The organism is Paragemmobacter amnigenus (assembly GCF_009908265.2).
GTDB lineage: Bacteria > Pseudomonadota > Alphaproteobacteria > Rhodobacterales > Rhodobacteraceae > Paragemmobacter > Paragemmobacter amnigenus.
This window is the reverse complement of record NZ_JAAATX020000004.1, coordinates 159,352-177,740: the sequence shown is the minus strand read 5'-3', so window position 1 is coordinate 177,740 and position 18,389 is coordinate 159,352. Positions and strand designations below refer to the sequence as shown.

At 69.2% G+C, this 18,389-nt stretch carries 17 protein-coding genes; 5 read left to right on the top strand and 12 right to left on the bottom strand.

The features are described from left to right. Positions 1–92 precede the first annotated feature (92 nt). Complete coding sequence (locus GU927_RS06930) at positions 93–860, top strand: sulfite exporter TauE/SafE family protein (RefSeq protein WP_161761622.1); 768 nt, start codon at positions 93–95, stop codon at positions 858–860. A 9-nt stretch (positions 861–869) separates the two neighbouring features. On the opposite strand, the gene GU927_RS06925 is transcribed toward GU927_RS06930, so the two are convergent. After that, the gene (locus GU927_RS06925) at positions 870–1,715 is read right to left on the bottom strand and encodes a helix-turn-helix domain-containing protein (protein WP_161761621.1); all 846 of its coding nucleotides are present in this window, start codon (positions 1,713–1,715) and stop codon (positions 870–872) included. 138 nt (positions 1,716–1,853) lie between these two features. On the opposite strand from GU927_RS06925, the gene GU927_RS06920 reads away from it, so the two are divergent. The 3 genes from GU927_RS06920 to GU927_RS06910 all read left to right on the top strand — a co-directional run bounded on the left by GU927_RS06920 (position 1,854) and on the right by GU927_RS06910 (position 3,984). Beyond that, positions 1,854–2,786 (top strand): fatty acid desaturase, encoded by a 933-nt coding sequence (locus tag GU927_RS06920; RefSeq protein WP_161761620.1) that lies wholly within the window; start codon positions 1,854–1,856, stop codon positions 2,784–2,786. Positions 2,787–2,872: 86 nt separating this feature from the next. Further along, positions 2,873–3,445 carry a YceI family protein gene (locus GU927_RS06915; protein WP_161761619.1) on the top strand — a complete coding sequence of 191 codons (573 nt, stop codon included), beginning with the start codon at positions 2,873–2,875 and terminating at the stop codon, positions 3,443–3,445. Continuing rightward, complete coding sequence (locus GU927_RS06910; RefSeq protein WP_161761618.1) at positions 3,442–3,984, top strand: cytochrome b; 543 nt, start codon at positions 3,442–3,444, stop codon at positions 3,982–3,984. Before GU927_RS06915 ends, GU927_RS06910 begins: the two co-directional genes overlap by 4 nt. Positions 3,985–3,987: 3 nt before the next feature. On the opposite strand, the gene GU927_RS06905 is transcribed toward GU927_RS06910, so the two are convergent. The 7 genes from GU927_RS06905 to GU927_RS06875 form a co-directional block, all read right to left on the bottom strand. Continuing rightward, on the bottom strand, positions 3,988–5,379 hold the full coding sequence (locus GU927_RS06905; protein WP_161761617.1) for a glutamine synthetase family protein: 1,392 nt from the start codon (positions 5,377–5,379) through the stop codon (positions 3,988–3,990). Further along, positions 5,376–6,752 carry an aspartate aminotransferase family protein gene (locus GU927_RS06900; protein WP_161761616.1) on the bottom strand — a complete coding sequence of 459 codons (1,377 nt, stop codon included), beginning with the start codon at positions 6,750–6,752 and terminating at the stop codon, positions 5,376–5,378. Before GU927_RS06900 ends, GU927_RS06905 begins: the two co-directional genes overlap by 4 nt. Before the next feature lie 127 nt (positions 6,753–6,879). Beyond that, positions 6,880–8,454, bottom strand: coding sequence for a 5-guanidino-2-oxopentanoate decarboxylase (locus GU927_RS06895; protein WP_161761615.1), 1,575 nt, complete (start codon positions 8,452–8,454; stop codon positions 6,880–6,882). Continuing rightward, on the bottom strand, positions 8,451–9,635 hold the full coding sequence (locus GU927_RS06890; protein ID WP_161761614.1) for a pyridoxal phosphate-dependent aminotransferase: 1,185 nt from the start codon (positions 9,633–9,635) through the stop codon (positions 8,451–8,453). Before GU927_RS06890 ends, GU927_RS06895 begins: the two co-directional genes overlap by 4 nt. Further along, complete coding sequence (locus GU927_RS06885; protein WP_332838491.1) at positions 9,636–10,307, bottom strand: TetR family transcriptional regulator C-terminal domain-containing protein; 672 nt, start codon at positions 10,305–10,307, stop codon at positions 9,636–9,638. Between the two features lie 120 nt (positions 10,308–10,427). Beyond that, the gene (locus GU927_RS06880; protein ID WP_161761613.1) at positions 10,428–11,390 is read right to left on the bottom strand and encodes a cation diffusion facilitator family transporter; all 963 of its coding nucleotides are present in this window, start codon (positions 11,388–11,390) and stop codon (positions 10,428–10,430) included. A 90-nt stretch (positions 11,391–11,480) separates the two neighbouring features. Then, positions 11,481–12,188 carry an SH3 domain-containing protein gene (locus GU927_RS06875; protein WP_232489145.1) on the bottom strand — a complete coding sequence of 236 codons (708 nt, stop codon included), beginning with the start codon at positions 12,186–12,188 and terminating at the stop codon, positions 11,481–11,483. A gap of 160 nt (positions 12,189–12,348) precedes the next feature. On the opposite strand from GU927_RS06875, the gene GU927_RS06870 reads away from it, so the two are divergent. Beyond that, positions 12,349–13,335, top strand: coding sequence for a 2-hydroxyacid dehydrogenase (locus tag GU927_RS06870; RefSeq protein ID WP_161761612.1), 987 nt, complete (start codon positions 12,349–12,351; stop codon positions 13,333–13,335). A 32-nt stretch (positions 13,336–13,367) separates the two neighbouring features. Here GU927_RS06870 and pcaF read toward each other — a convergent pair whose 3' ends face one another. The 4 genes from pcaF to GU927_RS06850 form a co-directional block, all read right to left on the bottom strand. Next, positions 13,368–14,567, bottom strand: a complete 1,200-nt coding sequence (pcaF, locus tag GU927_RS06865) for a 3-oxoadipyl-CoA thiolase (protein ID WP_161761611.1) — start codon at positions 14,565–14,567, stop codon at positions 13,368–13,370. 147 nt (positions 14,568–14,714) lie between these two features. Then, positions 14,715–15,710 (bottom strand): SDR family NAD(P)-dependent oxidoreductase, encoded by a 996-nt coding sequence (locus GU927_RS06860; RefSeq protein WP_161761610.1) that lies wholly within the window; start codon positions 15,708–15,710, stop codon positions 14,715–14,717. Between the two features lie 202 nt (positions 15,711–15,912). Further along, positions 15,913–17,169: an NAD(P)/FAD-dependent oxidoreductase gene (locus GU927_RS06855; RefSeq protein WP_161761609.1), complete on the bottom strand. Its 1,257-nt coding sequence runs from the start codon at positions 17,167–17,169 to the stop codon at positions 15,913–15,915. A gap of 56 nt (positions 17,170–17,225) precedes the next feature. Further along, complete coding sequence (locus tag GU927_RS06850) at positions 17,226–18,386, bottom strand: iron-containing alcohol dehydrogenase (protein ID WP_161761608.1); 1,161 nt, start codon at positions 18,384–18,386, stop codon at positions 17,226–17,228. Between the last annotated feature and the right edge of the window lie 3 nt (positions 18,387–18,389).

Here is an 18,389-nt window from a genome sequence, read left to right as displayed (position 1 = left end):
GGCTTTACCGTTTACCAAGCTTTGTCGGGGCGAGTCGCCCCTTTCCTTTGCGTGGTGGCGGCGGCATCGTCGCGGCGGAACGGAGGGTGGCGATGGACAGCATGATGGCGGGGCTTGATCCGGCAATGTTCGCGGTGGCGCTGGTCGTGGCGGCGGTGGCGGGCTTCGTGAAGGGGGCGGTGGGGTTCGCCATGCCGATGATCATGATTTCGGCCCTGTCGTCCTTCATGCCGCCCGAGCAGGCGCTGGCGGGGCTGGTGCTGCCGACGCTGGTGACCAATGTCAGTCAGGCGCTGCGGCAGGGCTGGGGCGAGGCGGTCGGCACGACGCGGACCTATTGGCGGTTCCTGACGGCGATGGTCGTGGGGATCGCACTGTCGGCGCAGATGATGGCGGAGGTTCCGGTGGCGGTGCTGTTCGTGGCGCTGGGCCTGCCGATCACGGCCTATGCGACAAGCCAGTTGGCGGGGGTGCCGCTGGTCCTGCGGCTGGAGCACCGGCGGGGCGCGGAATGGGGGCTGGGCGCGCTGGGGGGGCTTTACGGCGGGTTTTCGGGGGTCTGGGGTCCGCCAATGCTGGTCTATCTGGCATCCACGGGGGTGGGGAAGGTCGAGATGGTGCGCGCGCTGGGCGTGGCCTTCCTGCTGGGGGCGGTGGTCCTGCTGGCGTCGCATCTGGAGACGGGGGTGATGGATGCGGGCACGCTGGCCTTTTCGGCGGCGCTGTGCGTGCCGGCGCAGATGGGGATGGTGGCGGGCTATCGGGCGCAGGACCGGCTGGATCAGGCGCGGTTCCGGCGCTGGACCATGGTGGTGCTGGTGGTGATGGGGCTGAACCTGTTGCGGCGCGGGCTGATGTGAGCGGTCGGGTCAGGCCACCCGTGCGCGCAGGGTGCGCAGGTGGGCGGGCACGTCGCGGGCGGAAAAGGCCGCCTCTTTCACCAGCCAGTCGAAATGCTGGCTGAGCTGTTGCACCCTGACCGAGTCGCGGAAGGCGAGGTAGTGGCGGCCGAGGTAGATGACGGCCAGAAGCGGGCCGAAAATGGTGACGGGGGCGGAAAAGACCCGCCGCGCGTCGAAGAGGTAAAGCCGCAGCGCGGGATAGAGCTGGTCGGTGAGCTGGATCAGGCGGTCGAGCTGTTCGGCGCGGATGTCGGGGGGGAGGCCGTCGTAATAGCCGGTGCCGCCGGCGAAGGCGGCGAGTTCATGGAGCGGCAGGGCGATTTCGTAATCCGAGCGGGACTGGCGCATCCATTGCAGCCGGTCCTCGGAGGCGCCGATGGCCTGTTCGGCGGTGCGGCCCAGTTGCGGGCGGTATTCCCATTCCATGACCGCGCGGGTCTTGAGCATGTCGGGCAGGGTCGCGGGGACGTGGCGGATCTTGTAGCCCGCCGCCTCGCGGTGCCATGCGAAGATCGTCTCGTCGATCAGGGCGCGGGGGGCTTCGGTCACGGTCAGGCTGGTGGCGAGGAGGTCGGCCACGGGTTCGGGGCGACCGGTCAGGCCCAGAAGCCAGTCGGCCGAGATGCCGAGCGCCTGCGCCACATCGGCGGCAAGCTGGGCATTGGGCAGGCGCGTGCCGGGCGCGAGGAGTTGCGAGAGGGTGGAGCGGTCCACCCCGACGGCGCGGGCAAGGGCGGCGCGGGTGATGGCGCGGGTCGCCATCGCCTCGGCCAGGCGGGAGCGGAAGAGGTCGGCGCGGTCGCGTTTGTCCATTTTGTCACCTTTGGTGATTTTATACACCATACGTGAATTTTCGTTTCGTATCTTCCGAATTCTGTCCGCTTCGTTCAGATGGTAATCTGGAAAAACGAAACAAAGCTACATCCGGGACCTATCTTGCGCCAAGCCGACATGACGACCCCTGCCGTGGAATGGCCCACGCTGATTTTGCTGGTGGCGACCTTTGCGGTCTGGGGATGGGCGACGACGCAGGGCTATGCGGTCCATCCCGTGCTGGGGATCGTGGCGGCGGGGGTGGCCGTGGCGCAGTTCTCGTCCTTGCAGCACGAGATCCTGCATGGCCATCCCTTTCGGTCGCGGCGGCTGAACGAGGCGCTGGCCTTTCCGGCGCTGGCGCTGACGGTGCCTTACGGGCGGTTCCGCGACACGCATCTGGCGCATCATCACGATCCGATCCTGACCGATCCCTATGACGATCCGGAATCCAACTATCTGGACCCCGTGGTCTGGGCGCGGGTGCCGGTCTGGATCAAGCCGTTCTACCGGTTCAACAACACGCTGTTCGGGCGGGTCACGCTGGGGCCGGTGCTGGGCAACATCCTGTGGCTGCTGACGGAGGCCAAGCTTCTGCGCGCCGGAGCGGCGGGGGTGCGGCGGGATTGGGCGCTGCATCTGGCGGGGCTGGTGCCGGTGGTGGCGTGGCTGTGGGTGGCGGCGATGCCGTGGTGGGCCTATCTGCTGGCGGCGTGGATCGGGCACGGTCTGTTGAAGATACGCACCTATCTGGAGCATCGCGCGCATGAGGCGGCGCGGGCGCGGACGGTGGTGATCGAGGATCGGGGCCCGCTGGCACTGCTGTTTCTGAACAACAACCTGCATGTGGTCCATCACATGCATCCCGCCGTGCCGTGGTACCGCCTGCCCGCGCTTTATGCCGCAAACCGCGACCATTACCTGCGCCGGAACGAGGGGTATGTCTACCGCTCATACCTCGACATCTTCCGCGCGCATCTGTTCCGCGCCAAGGACCCTGTTCCCCATCCGCTGATGCCCGGCCCGCGCGAGGAGGAGGCGGGGGTCGCGGGGCAGGGGGCAGCGGTCTAGGGGCAGCTGCCCCGTCCGTTCACGCAAAGCTGCACGCGCGATGCGCGTCTTTCTGCTAGGCTGTCTGCGAAAGCGGAGGTCCAGCCATGCGTCGCGTCCTGCTGCCTGTTCTGATCCTGAGCCTGTGGTCCGCGCTGCCGGTGGCGGCAAAGCCCGTTCCCTATGTGCTTGAACCCGCGGAATCCGTCGTGGGGTTCGAGACGGATTTCGGACCCGATCTGATCACCGGTGCCATGCCGGTGAAATCGGCCGATCTGGTGATCGATTTCGACCGCGTGGAGAATTGCCGCATCGCCGTCGCGCTGGATGTGGCGGGGGCGCAGGCGTCCTTTCCCTTTGCCGCGCAGGCGATGAAGGGGCCGAAGGTTCTGGATGCGGTGGCCTTTCCCGAGATGTCCTTCCGCTCTACCTCTGTGCGGACGGAAGGCGATGCCGCGCGGGTGGAGGGGGAGTTGACCATCCGCGGTGTGACGCGGCCCGTGGTGTTGAAGGCGGAAATCTACCGGCAGAAGGGCACGGTCGCGGGTGATCTGCGGCAGTTGACGGTGCGGCTGACGGGGGCGGTGCAGCGGTCGGATTACGGGGCGACGGGGTGGAGCGACATGGTGGGCGACGAGGTGAGGCTGGTGATCCTCGCGCGGATCGCGCAGTCGGAATGATGTGGCACAACGGGGCGGAGAGTTTCGGCATCGTGTCGCGGGCGCTGCATTGGGCGGTCGCGCTGATGGTGCTGGTGATGCTGTCGCTGGGGTTGCGGATTTCCAGCATGGAGCCGGGGCTGGCCAATCTGTGGCTTTATTCGCTGCACAAGTCGCTGGGTCTGGTGACGCTGGGGCTGATGGTGGTGCGGGTGGTGTGGCATGTGATCTCGCCCCCGCCGCGGCCGATGGGGGGCGGGTGGCAGGCGGTGCTGGCGCGGTGGGTGCATCGGGGCATCTATGCGCTGATGTTCGCCATACCGCTGTCTGGCTGGGGGGCGAGTTCGGCCACGGGGATCGAGGTGATGGTCTTCGACCGCTGGGTCGTGCCCGCGATCGCGCCAGTCTCTGCCCTGTGGGAGGAGCGGGGATTCGCGCTGCATGACGTGCTGGGCAAGGTGCTGATGGCGGTGATCGCTCTGCACATGGCGGCGGCGCTGAAGCGCGAGATGGAGGGCGACGGCACCCTGACGCGGATGATCAGGGGCCGTGCGCGATAGGCGTCAGACGGTGTGGAGGTAGAGGTCGTAGTCGACCTCGCTGACCGTGCGGGCGACGCGGGCATATTCGGCGGCCTTGATGGCGGTGAAGGTGCGGTGCATGTCCGCGCCCAGCGCATCCTTGAGGAAAGCCGAGGCTTGGGCTGCCGCGATGGCAGAGCGCCAGTCGACGGGGATCGGGGGGGCATCCTGTGCCTCGGCGTAGCCGTTGCCGGTGGTTTCCGGGCCGGGGTCGATGCGGTGGCGCAGCCCGTGACGGATGCCCGCAAGGACGGTGGTCGCCACGAGGTAGGGGTTGGCATCCACGCCGGCGGGGCGGTGTTCGATGCGGCGCGCGCGGATGTCGCCCGCAGGGATGCGGAGGGCGACGGAGCGGTTGTTGACGCCCCATGTCGGGCTGACGGGGGCATAGCTTTGCGCCGCAAAGCGCCGCCATGAATTGGCATGCGGGGCGAAGACGAGCATGGATTCCCCCATCGTCGCCCGCAATCCGCCAAGGGCATGCAGGAGGGTGGGGTTCCAGTTGCCTTCGGTTTCCTCGACAAAGACGTTCTTTCCCGCGCTGTCCATCAGGGAGACGTGGAAATGCATCCCCGATCCGGCGTAATCCTCCACCGGTTTGGCCATGAAGCAGGCGGTGACGCCGTGCTGGCGGGCCTGCAGGCGGACGATGCGTTTCAGGCGCATCAGGTCATCGGCGGCCTGCATCACGTCGGTGCGGTAGTGCAGGGTCAGTTCATATTGGCCGGGGGCGTATTCCGAGATCATCGTCTCGGCTTTGATCCCGGCCTTGTCGGCGGCGGCGTAGATGTCGCTGAAGAGCGGCAGCATTCCGTGCAGGTGGTCGACGGAATAGACCTCGGTCTTGTGGGAGCCGCGGCCGTCGAGCACGTCGCGGGCGGGTTGCACCTTGCCGTCGGGGCCGCGGTCGTTGGAGAGAAGGAAGAATTCCAGCTCGAACGCGCCTGCGGGGTAGAGGCCTTCGGCAGCCAGCGCGTCAACCTGCCGTTGCAGGGCGTGGCGGGGGTCTGACGTCATGGGGTTGCCGTCGAGGTCGTACATCGACAGCAGGAGTTCCCCCCGCGCGGGGCGGGTGGCGTGGAGCGGGATGAGGCTGCCGGGGATGGGCCATGCGCGCAGGTCGCCGTCGCCCTGATCCCAGATGAGGCCGGTTTCGTGCACATCCTCGCCGCAGATATCCAGACCGAGGATGGAGATGGGCAGGTGGCGGCCATTGTCGTAGATCGACAGGAGTTCATGGCGGCGGATGATCTTGCCGCGCCCGATCCCGTTCGAATCGTGCAGGACGATGTCGAAGGCTTCGATTTCGGGATGGGCGGCGAGGAAGGCTTCGGCCTCGGCGCGGGTGGAGCCGGAGGGGCTGCGTTGGGTCATTGGTCGCTCGGGAACAGGTCGGTGAGGATCGCGTCGAAGGCGCCGATCAGGCGGTCGATCTGGCGGTCGGTGGTGGCGGGGCTGATCAGCATCATGTTGTGGAAGGGCGCGATGAGGCAGCCGCGGTTGAGAAGGGCGGTGTGGACCGCGGCCTCGACCTGCGGCTGGTGGGCGGCGTGGGCCTCTGTGCCGTTCTTCAGGGGGCCGGGGGCGCAGATGAATTCCACCCGCGCGCCGACGCGGACGACGTGCCATGGCGCGCCGTGGCGGGTGATCGCGGCGGCGAGGCCGGTGGCGAGGCGGTTCGCGCCCGCCTCCATATGGGCGTAGTTTTCGGGCGTCATCACGTCGCGCAGGGTGGCGGTGAGGCAGGCGAATTGCATCGGGTTGGCCGACAGCGTGGTGCCCATGCCCGAATGGCCGGATTCGCGCGTTTCGTCATAGGCGGCGAAGCGGTCGGCCACGGATTGGCGCATCCCCCAGACGGCGGTGGGCATCCCGCCCGCGACGCATTTGCCGACGACGAACATGTCGGGGTCGAGGCCATGGACGGCGGTATAGCCGCCGAGGCCGGAGGAGATGGTATGGGTTTCGTCGATGATGAGGAGCGCGCCGTATTGCGTGGCCAGCGCCCGGAGGCCCGCGTGGAAGCCTTCGGCGGGCAGGACCATGCAGGAATTGGTCATCACGGGTTCGGTCAGGATGGCGGCGACGTCGCCCTGTTTCAGCAGCGCCTCGACCCCTGCGAGGTCGTTGAATTCGGCCACGGTGGCGGCGCGGGTGAGGTCCTGCACCTGTCCGACCAGCCCTGCGCGGTTGGCGGGGGTGCCGTTCACCAGTTCCACCATCGTGTCATCCAGCGTGCCGTGATAGCAGCCGTTGAACACCAGCACCTTGGGCCGCCCCGTCACCGCGCGGGCGACGCGCAGCGAGAAGCGGTTGGCGTCGGTGGCGGTGGTGGCGATCTGCCAGCGGAAGGCGCCGAAGCGTTGGGTCAGCAGACGACCCGCCTCCATCGCGGCTTCGGTGGGGAGCATGTAGGTAAGGCCGCGGCCTGCCTGCGCCTTGATCGCCTTTGCCACGGGCGCGGGGGAGTGGCCGAACATGGAGCCTGTATCGCCAAGGCAGAAGTCGTCGATGCGGTGGCCGTCGATATCGGTCAGTTTCGCGCCCTGCGCCTTGGCCACCAGCGGCAGGTGGGGCATGGGCCAGTCGGCCATCCAGTGCATGGGCACGCCGCCAAGGTAGTTTCCTGCGCCTTTTGCCAGAGCCTCGGCCGCCTTGGGGCGGGAGGCGGCGTAGCGTTCCGCCTCGCGCGTGGCGATGGCGGCGAGGCGGGGGCGGGGGATGCCGGCGATGGTGTCGGTGGTCATGGGTCGTGGTCCGCTTGATCTGTTCCGCTTATGGCGCGGAATTTGATCAAATGCAAATGCTGGCGGTGGTGCAGCGGGGGCCAGCCCCCGCACCCCCGGAGTATTTGGGCCGAGATGAAGGGGCGAGTCAGGAGGTGACGCGGATCTCGATCAGGCGGGGGCCCTGGTGCGGTTGGCGCAGGGCGTCGTGGAGGGCTTGGGGGTCTTCGGGGACAGAGGCGAAGGGCAGGTCGCAGGCGGCGGCGAAGGGGGCGAGGTTGAGGGGGGAGGGGGTGCAGCCGATGATTTCGGTCTGGGCGTCGCGCATCGCCTCGGCAATCTCGCGGTAGCTGGCGTTGTTCCAGACGAGGAAGGTGAGGGGGAGGTGTTCGTCCACCGCGACGCGGAGTTCGGCGGGGTCGAATTGCAGACCGCCATCGCCGATGAGGCAGAGGGTGGGGGTGGCGGGGTTGGCGATGGCCGCGCCGATGGCGGCACCCGGGCCGAAGCCGAGCGCGCCGAAGCCGGTGGCGGCGTTGAACCAGCCGCCCGGGCGGTCGTGGTCGTAGTAAAGGTTGGCGGCGTAGACGGGTTGGGTGCTGTCACCCACGATCTGGGCGTCCGGGATGGCGTCGCGGATGGCTTCGACCATGGCGAGCTGGTGCGGCATGCGGGGGTGGAGGGGGGCGAGTTCGGCGCGGGCCTGTTGCCGTGTGGTGGCGGCGCGGGCGGGGCCGTCGGCCTGTCTCGAGGCGAGGTGGGGGAGGAGGGCGGCGAGGGTGGCGGCGGTTTCCGCGCGGATGGTCAGGGCGGCGGGGTGGCGGGCGAGCTGGTCGGCGCAGACATCGACGCGGATCATGGAGGAGAGGTCGGGGAATCCGCCGCGGACATACATGTCGTAGTCGGTGGGGCCGAGTTCGGTGCCCAGCGCAAGGATGCGGTCGGCCTGCCGGATCAGGTCGCGGGGGGCGTCGAGCGAGGGCGAGGCGGGGACGGCGAGGGGGTGGGCGTGGAGCATCCCGCGCGCGTTGACGGTGAGGATGACGGGCGCGTCGAGGCGTTCGGCCAGTTGGCGCAGAGCCGCGTCGCAGCCGCGCGCGCCGCCGCCGGCGAGGATGACGGGGCGCGTGGCGGCGTTCAGGAGGTGGGCGGCTTGGGCAATCTGTCCGGGGTCGGGGGCGGGGCGGGCGGGCAGGGGGGCGCGGGGGGCTTCGGCTGCCGCAAGGGGCATGACGTCGGTGGGGATTTCGATATGGACGGGGCCGGGGCGGCCCGTCAGCAGGCGGGCGAAGGCGCGGTCGAGGAGGGGTTCGAGATCGGCGGGATCTTCGAGCCGTTCGGTGGGGCAGAGGGCGCGGACCATCGCGGCCTGATCGGGGAGTTCGTGCAGGAGACCCAAGCCGCGGCCCAGCGAGGCGCGGCGGTTCACGCCGGAGATGACGAGGACGGGGACGCTGTCGGCCTTGGCCTGTGCCATGGCGGTGAGCGCGTTGGTCAGGCCGGGGCCGGTGATGACGAAGGCGACGCCGGGCTTGCCCGAGGCGCGGGCATAGCCGTCGGCCATGAAGGCCGCGCCCTGTTCGTGGCGGGGGGTGACGTGGCGGATGCCGCCGCCTGCGAGGCCGCGGTAGAGTTCGATCGTGTGCACGCCCGGGATGCCGAAGACCACGTCGACCCCGCGGGCGCGGAGTCCTGCGACGAGGGCCTGTCCTACCGTCCTCATGCCGCTTTCCTTTGCGTTTCGGTGAAGGTGGCGATGCGGTCGCAGGCGGTGGCGATGCGGTCGTCGGGCTGGGTGAGCGAGAGGCGGAGCCAGCCGGCAAGCGCGGAGCCGAAGCTTTCGCCGGGCATGGTCGCGACCTTTTCCCGTTCGAGCAGGAGGCGGGCGAAATCATCGCCCGACAGGCCGGTGCAGCGGATGTCGAGCAGGGCGAACATGCCCGCCTGCGGCATGTGAACGCACAGGCCCGCCACGCCGTGCAGGCGGTCGCGGATCAGGGCGGCGCGGCGCTGGAAGCGGGCCATCATGTCGGCGGCAACGGGCGAGGGGGCGGAGACGGCTTCGGCTGTCATGTCGGCGATGAAGGGCTGGCTGCCGAAGAGCATGGTTTCCGACAGCGGCAGGAGGCGGGCGCAGAATTCCGCGGGGCCCACGCACCAGCCCGAGCGGAAGCCCGGCGCGGCATGGGATTTCGAGATGGAGGAGGCGACGATCACGCGATCGGCAAAGTCGGGCAGGTCGAGGGGGGAGGCGAAGGTGGTGCCGGGGAAGCAGAGATCCTCGTAGACCTCGTCGCAGAGGACCCAGAGGTCGTGGTCGCGGGCCAGCGCGCAGAGGGCGGCGAGGTCGTCGCGCGACAGCACCGCGCCGGTGGGGTTGTGCGGGCTGTTGAGGAAGAGGAGGCGCGTGCGCGGGGTGATGCGGGCGGCGACATCGGCGGGTTGCATCCGGAAGCCTGCCCCGGGGCGGAGGGGGACGGGGACGACATCGGCGCCGGTGGCGCGGATCAGCCCTTCGTAGGTGGCATACATGGGATCGCCCACCAGCACCTCGTCCCCCGTGGTGACGATGGCCTGAAGCACGGCGTAGAGCGTGGTCTGCGTGCCGGGGAAGCACATCACCTGATCGCGGGTGACGGGCCGGCCGCGGCGGGCGGTGTAGCGGGCGGCGAGGGCGGCGGTCAGGTTCGGCTCGCCCCGCCCGTTGCTATAGCCGGTGCGGCCCGCGCGCATGGCGGCGGCGGCGGTGTCCATCAGCGCGGGGGGCGTGGGGACGTCCGGTTCGCCGATGGTGAGTTCGATCACCGCTTCCCCCGCCGCGGCCATGCGGCGGGCGAGCATGTGGATGTGCCATTTGTCACCGCCGAGTCCGGCAAGGCGTTCGGTTACGGGGGCGTAGCGCATTCAACCTGTCTTTCGCTGGTCGGAGTGGTAGGCGGAGGCGGGAAAGGTGATCCCGAGGATGGCCGCGATCCCGTCGAGCGCGATCCGCAGCACCTCGCCTTCGGCGAAGCTGTCGGGGAGGGAGCCGCCTTCGATCCACAAGCCGTCAATCAGGGCGTTGCAGGCGATGGCCTCGCGGCGGTCGCGGGCGGGGTCGGCGGGGCGGGGAAGGGCGGCGATCAATTCTTGCAGGCGGTCGCGGTAGCCCAGATAGGTCGCCTCGTGCGTTTCGTGCAGGGACGGGTCGCTGCGGCCGAGATGCATGTAGCCCGCCCAGACGCCGACACTGACGGGGGTCATGACTGGCGGGCGGAAGTTGGCCGCGATGAAGGCGGCAAGGCGGGCGACGGGATCGGCGGCGGGGATGGTCTCGATCGCGCGCAGGGCGTGGGCGGTCATCTGGTCCATCACCTGACGGTAGGCGGCGTTGGTCAGGTCTTCCTTGGACGAGAAGTAGTGCCGGATCAGACCCGCCGTCACGCCGGCCCGCGCCGCGATGGCGCGCACGGTCGCAGCCTCGGGGCCGCCTTCGGAGACGAGTTCCATGGCCGCCGCGATGAGGTCTTCGCGGCGTTTCTCCTCGCCGGCGCGGCGATAGGGGCGGCGTTCGGGGCGTTCGGTCATCGGGTCCATGAATTATACATTTGAATAATAGCGGGCAGGCGGAGTGGTGGCAAGCCTGTTGCCACAGATCGTGCCACAGGACAAAGCCAAAGCCAAAGGCGACGGACGGGAAAAGGAATGGGGGCGGGATCAGTGCCGCTGTCGGGGGGGCGTGGCGTGGGGGGCGTCCCCGCCCGCGACATCCCCGTCCGCGACATCCCCGTCCGCGACATCCCCGTCCGCGACATCCTTGTGCACGATGACATCGGTCTGGGGATAGGCCGTCAGGATGGCGCGGCGCAGGCCCGCGCCGATGGCATGGGCGTCGCGCAGGGACTGGTCGCCGTCGAGTTCGATGTGGATGTTGACGAAGACGCGGCTGCCTGCCGTGCGGGTCTTGAGGTCGTGGAAGCCGTGCACGCCCGGCCAGTCATGCGCGATGCGGCCGATGCCTTCGACGATTTCGGGATCGGCGCGGCGGTCCATGAGCGCGTCCCACGCACCCTTGCCGATGCGGGCGGCACCAAGGCCCAGCATGGCGGCGGCGCCAAGCGCCACGACCGAGTCGATGCTGCCAAGGCCGAAGCGGCTGGAGGCCCAGAGCGACAGGATGGAGCCGATATTGGGCAGAAGGTCGCCCAGATAGTGCAGCCGGTCCGCCGCGACGACGCGGCTGCCGGTGCGGCGGGCGACGCGGCCCTGCCACCAGACGAGGCCGAGCGTCAGCACGATCGAGACGCCCATGATGGCGATGCCCAGCCGTTCATCCGTCAGCGCCACGGGTTCGGGCGCGAGCAGGCGTCCGGCCGCGCTCCATGCGATGGTGCCTGCGGCGATGGCGATAAAGACGGACTGGCCCAGCGCGGCGAGGTCCTCGGCGGAGGTATGGCCGAAGGCGTGATCCTCGTCGGCGGGCTTGGCGGCGTAGAGGATGGCGGCCATCGCGCCGAGACTGACCATGAGGTCCATCGCGCTGTCGGCCAGCGAGGCCGCGACAGAGAGCGCGCCGGTCTGGCCGAAGGCCCAGAGTTTCAGCCCGACAAGGCTGCCGGCCACGAGGACCGAGGCCAGACCTGCGGAGAGGTTCATGCGGACGGTGGAAGGTCGGGTCATGGCAGGCTCCGGTCACGCGCCGCGTGGTGTCTGGCGGCGCGCTAGCAAAGGTATGCCTTGCCGATCAAGCGAAAGCGACTCGCAGCTTTGTCATTCGATGGTTTCGTCGGGTTTCACGCCCCAGAGCGCGGTCTTGCGGATCCAGCCCTCTTCGCCCTGCACCGACAGGCGGCACCAGTCGGGCAGGCATTCCTCGATCCAGCCGATGACGTTGCGTTCGGCCTTGAAGGTGACGGTGGCGTCATCCTGCGGGCGGGCGCGGAATTCGGCCATGTCGACGGCGACAAGGGCCGAGCGGACGCCGGAGAGCAGCGCGTAGTTGACCCAGCCGCCGAAGCCTTCGGCATCCTCGACCCGGCGCCAGTGTTCGTATTCGGCGGTTATCTTGAGCGGCATGCCCGAGCGGGTGAAGACCCAGTCGATCCGGTGCGTCAGGCCCGGGCCGCGGCGGGCGTTGCCGCCATTGCCCTTGAGGCTGACGAAGCGGGGCAGGGGCAGGTTGGTGACCGAGCCCTTGGACATGTCGCGGGCAGGCGGGCGGGCGGCGGTGGCCTGCGCGGGGGCGGGCTGGGCCGGAGCGGCGAGGGCGGGGGTTTCGGTGGCCGCCGCCGCAGCGGGGGGCGGGGCTTGGCCACTCTGGGTTCCGGCGCTTTGGGTTTCGGCGCTGGCGGGGGCGGGTGCGGCGGCACCTGTCACCAGATCTGCCGGTCGCGGCATGGGGCGGAGGGTTTCCGCCGCCAGTCCCGTCGCCGACAGGATGAGCGCGCCCGCAAGCGCCGCCCTGAGAATGATCGCCATCGCGTCCGCCCGTCCTTGCCGCGGTTCCCCCTGCGGGGGCCGCTGTTGCCGCCTCTGGGGTCCGCGTCGTTGCGCGGACCTTTGCGGGGGCTTGTACCTTGCCCCGCTTCCCGCCACTTTGCCATTCCGAGGACGGATTTGGAAGTGCAGGGAGACGCCAATGCCCGCAGGACGGCTGAGTGTTGTCGTGACGCGACGGTTGCCGGAACCGGTGGAAACGCGGATGAAGGAGCTGTTCGACGTCGATCTGCGCGATCCCGACACGCCGATGTCGCGCGACGAGCTGGCGGCGGCGATGCGGCGGGCGGATGTGCTGGTGCCGACGATCACCGACCAGATCGACGCGGGCCTGCTGGCGCAGGCGGGCGAGAAGCTGAAGCTGATCGCGAATTACGGGGCGGGGGTGGACCATATCGACGTGGCGACCGCCCGCAGCCGCGGGATTCTTGTGTCAAACACCCCCGGTGTGGTGACCGAGGATACGGCGGACATGACCATGGCGCTGATCCTTGGCGTGACGCGGCGCATCCCCGAGGGGATCGCCATGATGCAGGCCGAGGGCTGGTCCGGCTGGTCGCCCATGGCGATGCTGGGCGGGCGGATCGGGGGCAAGCGGCTGGGCATCCTTGGCATGGGGCGCATCGGGCAGGCGGTGGCGCGGCGGGCGCGGGCCTTCGGGATGCAGATCCATTACCACAACCGCCGCCGCCTGCGCCCCGAGGTGGAGGCGGAGGTCGAGGCGACATGGTGGGAAAGCCTTGACCAGATGGTGAGCCGGATGGATGTCATCTCGATCAACTGCCCGCATACGCCGTCGACCTATCACCTGATGAACGCGCGGCGGCTGAAGCTGATGAAGCCCTCGGCGGTGATCGTGAACACGAGCCGCGGCGAGGTGATCGACGAGAATGCCCTGACCCGCATGATCCGCGCCGGAGAGATCGCGGGGGCGGGGCTGGACGTCTACGAGCGCGGGGCCGAGATCAACCCGCGCCTGCGCGAGCTGCCCAATGTGGTGCTATTGCCGCATATGGGATCGGCCACGCTGGAGGGCCGGATCGAGATGGGCGAGAAGGTGATCATCAACATCAAGACCTTTGCCGACGGGCACCGTCCGCCGGATCAGGTCGTGCCCGGGATGCTGTAGGGGCGCAAGGCGGGGGTGACGGCGGGAGGGGGTCAGACCCGTTCCAGCGCGATGGCGATGCCCTGCCCCACGCCGATGCACATGGTTGAAAGCGCGCGTCGGCCGCCGGTTTCCTGCAAGTCCAGCGCGGCGGTGCCCGTGATGCGCGCGCCCGTCATTCCGAGGGGATGGCCCAGCGCGATCGCCCCTCCGTTGCGGTTCACGCGCGGGTCGTCATCGGCGATGCCGAGCTGGCGCAGGGTGGCGATGCCCTGTGCCGCGAAGGCCTCGTTCAGTTCGATCACGTCGAAATCGTCCTGCCGCAGTCCGAGGCGGGCCATGAGTTTCGTGCTGGCCGGTGCGGGGCCGATGCCCATGATGCGGGGGGGCACGCCCGCCGTGGCGCCGCCGAGGATACGGGCAAGCGGGCGCAGCCCGTGGCGCGCCATGGCAGGTTCCGAGGCCAGCAGGAGCGCCGCCGCGCCATCGTTCACGCCCGAGGCGTTGCCTGCGGTGACGGAGCCGCCGGGGAAGAGCGGCGCGAGTTTCGCGAGGGATCCGGCCGTGGTGGCACGGGGATGTTCGTCTTGCGCCACGCGAAGGGGGTCGCCCTTGCGTTGCGGGAGGATGACGGGCGTGATCTCGCGCGAGAGCCTGCCATTGGCCTGCGCGGCGGCGGCCTTGGTCTGCGAGGCCAGCGCCATGGTATCCTGCGCCTGACGGTCGATGCCGTAGTCATCGGCCACGTTCTGCCCCGTCTGCGGCATGGAGTCGGTGCCGTAGGCGGCCTGCATGGCGGGGTTGACGAAGCGCCAGCCGATGGTGGTGTCGTGGATTTCGGCATGGCGGGAAAAGGCGGTGTCGGCCTTGGGCATGACGAAGGGCGCGCGGGACATGGATTCGACGCCGCCTGCGACCATCAGCTCTGCCTCGCCCGAGGCGATCTGCCGCGCGGCCATGAGGACGGCATCCATGCCCGACCCGCAGAGGCGGTTGATCGTGGTGCCGGTGACGCCGACGGGCAGCCCTGCGAGCAGGAGCGCCATGCGCGCGACGTTGCGGTTGTCCTCGCCCGCCTGATTGGCGCAGCCGAGGATCACGTCATCCACGGCGTCCCAGTCGGTGCCTGCATTGCGCTGCATCAGCGCGCGCAGCGGGATCGCGCCGAGGTCGTCGGTGCGGACATGGGCGAGGGCCCCGCCGAAGCGGCCGATGGGGGTGCGGATGTAGTCGCAGATATAGACGGGGGTCATTCAAGGCTCCGCTCGGGTCAGGGCCGCCGGTGCGGCGCGGAGCAGCATTTCGCCGCCTGTCGGGGAATGCAATTCGTCTCGCGACAGGGCAGGCGTTTTCTGCGCGGCAGGGGCGGGCATCCGATCCGCGCGGGGCGGGGTGGCCCTTCAGACGCGGTAGTAGTCGCGATACCAGTCGACGAAGCGGCGGACGCCGTCGCGGATGGCGGTGCGGGGCAGGGGGCCGGTCAGCGCCTCGATCAGCGTCGCATCGGCCCATGTGGCGGGCACGTCGCCAGGTTGCATGGGCAGGAGGTTCTTTTTCGCGGTCGTGCCCAGCGCCTCTTCGATCGCCTGCACGAAATCCATCAGCCCCACGGGCGCGCCGTTGCCGATGTTGACGATGCGGAAGGGGGCGACGGGCGAGAGGCTGTCGCGGTCGCCTGCGCTGTGCCGTGGCGGGACGGCGATGAGGCGGATGATCCCTTCGACCAGATCGTCGACATAGGTGAAGTCGCGGCGCATGTCGCCGTGGTTGTAGATGTCGATGGGTTCGCCTGCGAGGATCGCGCGGGTGAATTTGAACAGCGCCATGTCGGGGCGGCCCCATGGCCCGTAGACGGTGAAGAAGCGGAACATCGTGGTGGGGATGGCGTAGAGGTGGGCGTAGGAATGCGCCATCGCCTCGGCCGCCTTTTTGGTGGCGGCGTAGAAGGACATGGGAAGGTCGGCCTTGTCCGTCTCGGCATAGGGCATGGCGGTATTGGCACCGTAGACCGAGGAAGTGGAGGCGATCAGCAGATGCGCGGGGCGGGTGGCGCGGGCGGCCTCGAGCACCTGGAAGGTGCCGGTGAGGTTGGCGTCGACATAGCTGCGCGGCGCGTCGATGGAGTGGCGCACGCCGGCCTGTGCGGCAAGGTGGAGGATGGCGTCGGCGCCTTGGGCGAGGGCGGCGACGCGGCCCTCGTCCTCGATCCGGCCTTCGACGGGGCGGAAGGCGGGGTGCTGCGCCAGCAGGGCGTGGCGGCGCTGTTTGAGCGTGACGTCGTAATAGGGGGTCATGGCGTCAAGGCCCGTGACCTGCCAGCCCGCGGCCAGAAGGCGGTGGCAGAGGTGGTAGCCGATGAAGCCCGCCGATCCCGTCACCAGCGCCCGTTTCGCCATGATCACACCCCTTTTGTCACGTCACCCGCCACCTGTCGCAGGGGCGGGGGAAAAATCAAGCCCGCGCGTCGGGGGGTGACGGGGGCGCATGATTTTCTGGCGAAAATCATGCGGGGCAAATCTTCTGCGAAGATTTGGGGGGGATGGGGGGATCCTTCGCAGAAGGATCGCGTGAAACCTCTTCGCGGGGCGGATTTTGCGGTCAGAAGCGGTGGGGCAGCAGGGGGCGCAGGTCCATCTCGGTCGGGCGGCCCGCGATGATGTCGGCCACGAGGCGGGCGGTCACGGGGGCGAGCGTCAGGCCGATATGGCCGTGGCCATAGGCATGGATCACCTCGGCCCCTGCGCGGGAGGGGCCGATGACGGGGACGGAATCGGGCATCGACGGGCGGAAGCCCATCCACTGGCGCGAGGGTTCGGGCAGGTCGGGGAAGATGGCGCGGGCCCCTTCGACAAGGCGCGCGATGCGGTGCGGCGAGGGGGGCGCGGTCAGCCCGCCCAGTTCCACCGTGCCTGCCACCCGCAGCCGTCCCTGCATCGGGCAGAGGTAGAAGCCCCGCGTGGTCGGGCAGGTGGGTCGGGTGACGGGGGGGCAGTCCATGTCCCATTCGACATGGTAGCCGCGTTCGGTGTCGAGGGGCACGCGGTCGCCTGCCATGGCGGCGAGGCGGCGGGAATGGGCCCCTGCGGCGATCACCACGCGGCGGGCGTGCAGGTGCAGGCCGGGGCCGGTGAGGGTGACGCCGTCGACCTGCCGGTCGAGGCGGTCGGCGCGGGTGGCGATGATCTCGGCGCGGCGGGTGACTTCGGCGGCGAGTAGGGCGACCATCCGGCCGGGATCGTCGAGGAAGACGGCCTGCGGGAAGAAGGCGGCGCCGCCCTCGACCTCGGGCAGGGCGGGTTCCATCTGGCGCAGGGTGGCGGGGTCGATCAGGTCCACCGTGACGCCGAGGCTGCGGCGGAAGGCCATGTCGGTGGCGGCGGCGCGGAAGGCGGCGGCCTTTTCGTAGACATAGAGGCAGCCACGCTTTTTCAGGATGTCGCCGCCGCCGAGACGGTCGCCGAGGTCAAGCCAGTCGGCGGTGGCGGTGGAGAGGAGGGCGGCGATGGTGCGGGCGTTGGCCTCGGCCCTGCGGGGCAGGGATTGCAGGGCGAAGCGGGCGAGCCAGGGCAGGAGCGCGGGCAGCGCGGCGCGGCGGATGGCGAGGGGGGAATTGCGGTCGAAGAGGAGGGAGGGGAGGTTTTTCAGCACGTCCGGCGTGCCGACGGGCAGGACGGCGTAATCGGCGATGGTGCCGGCATTGCCGTAGCTGGCCGCCGTCTCGGCCACGGTTGCGGCGGGCGGGTGGGGGTCGAGGAGCGTCACCGCGTGCCCCTGTGCCAGCAGGCGTTCGGCCACGGCCAGACCAACGACGCCCGCGCCGATGACGGCGATTTCGGTGGTAACGTGGCGGGTCATGGCGGTGCGGTCCGGTGGGGCGCAGGATGGGCGCTATAGCCCATCCTGCGGGTGCCTTACATGCAGGCGGCGTAGAGGGCGCGGGTATTCTCGCGCGTCATCTCGATCGGGTTGCCGCCGCAGGACGGGTCTTCCAGCGCCATGTCGGTGAGTTCGTCCAGACGCGCGGCCTCGACCCCCATGGCTGTCAGGTTGGCGGGGATGTTCAGCGTGGCGCGCAGGTCCATCACCGCCTTGCGGAAGCCGTCGAAGCCGCCCGCGATGCCGATATAGGCGGCTGCCTTTTCGAGACGCGCCTCGATCGCGGGGCGGTTGAAGTCGAGCACCATGGGCATGACCACGGCATTGGTGGTGCCGTGATGGGTGTTGTAGACCGCGCCCACGGGATGCGAGAGCGAGTGGATCGCGCCCAGACCCTTCTGGAAGGCGACCGCGCCCATGGCGGCGGCGGACATCATATGCGCCCGCGCCTCGAGGTTGGCGGGGTCGCTATAGGCGGTGGGCAGGTTTTCGAACACCAGCCGCATCCCTTCGAGCGCGATGCCCTGCGACATCGGGTGGTAGAAGGGGGAGCAGAACGCCTCGAGGCAATGGGCCAGCGCGTCCATGCCGGTGCCTGCGGTGATGAATTTGGGCATCCCCACGGTCAGCGCAGGGTCGCAGATCGTGACGGCGGGCATCAGTTTGGGGTGGAAGATGATCTTCTTCTTGTGCGTGACGGAATTCGTCAGCACGCCCGCGCGGCCCACTTCCGAGCCGGTGCCTGCGGTGGTGGGGACGGCGACGATGGGGGCGATCTTGTCGCCATCGGCGCGGGTGTACCAGTCGTCGATATCTTCCAGATCCCAGACCGACAGGTCGGCCCGCTGATGCGCCATCAGCGCGATCATCTTGCCGAGGTCGAGCGCCGAGCCGCCGCCGAAGCAGATCACGCCGTCATGGCCGCCCGCCTTGTAGGCGGCGATCCCTGCGGCCATGTTGCCTTCGTTCGGGTTGGGGTCGACTTCGGAGAACACTGCCGATCCCAGCCCCGCCTTGGACAAGACCGCTACGGCTTCGGCCGTAATGGGCAGCGAGGCGAGCGCCTTGTCGGTGACGAAGAGCGGCTTGGTGATCCCTGCGCCCTTGCAGTGATCGGCCAGTTCCGCGATGCGGCCCACGCCGAATTTGATGGCGGTGGGATAGGACCAGTTCCGGTTGGGAACGTTGTGGGTCATGGG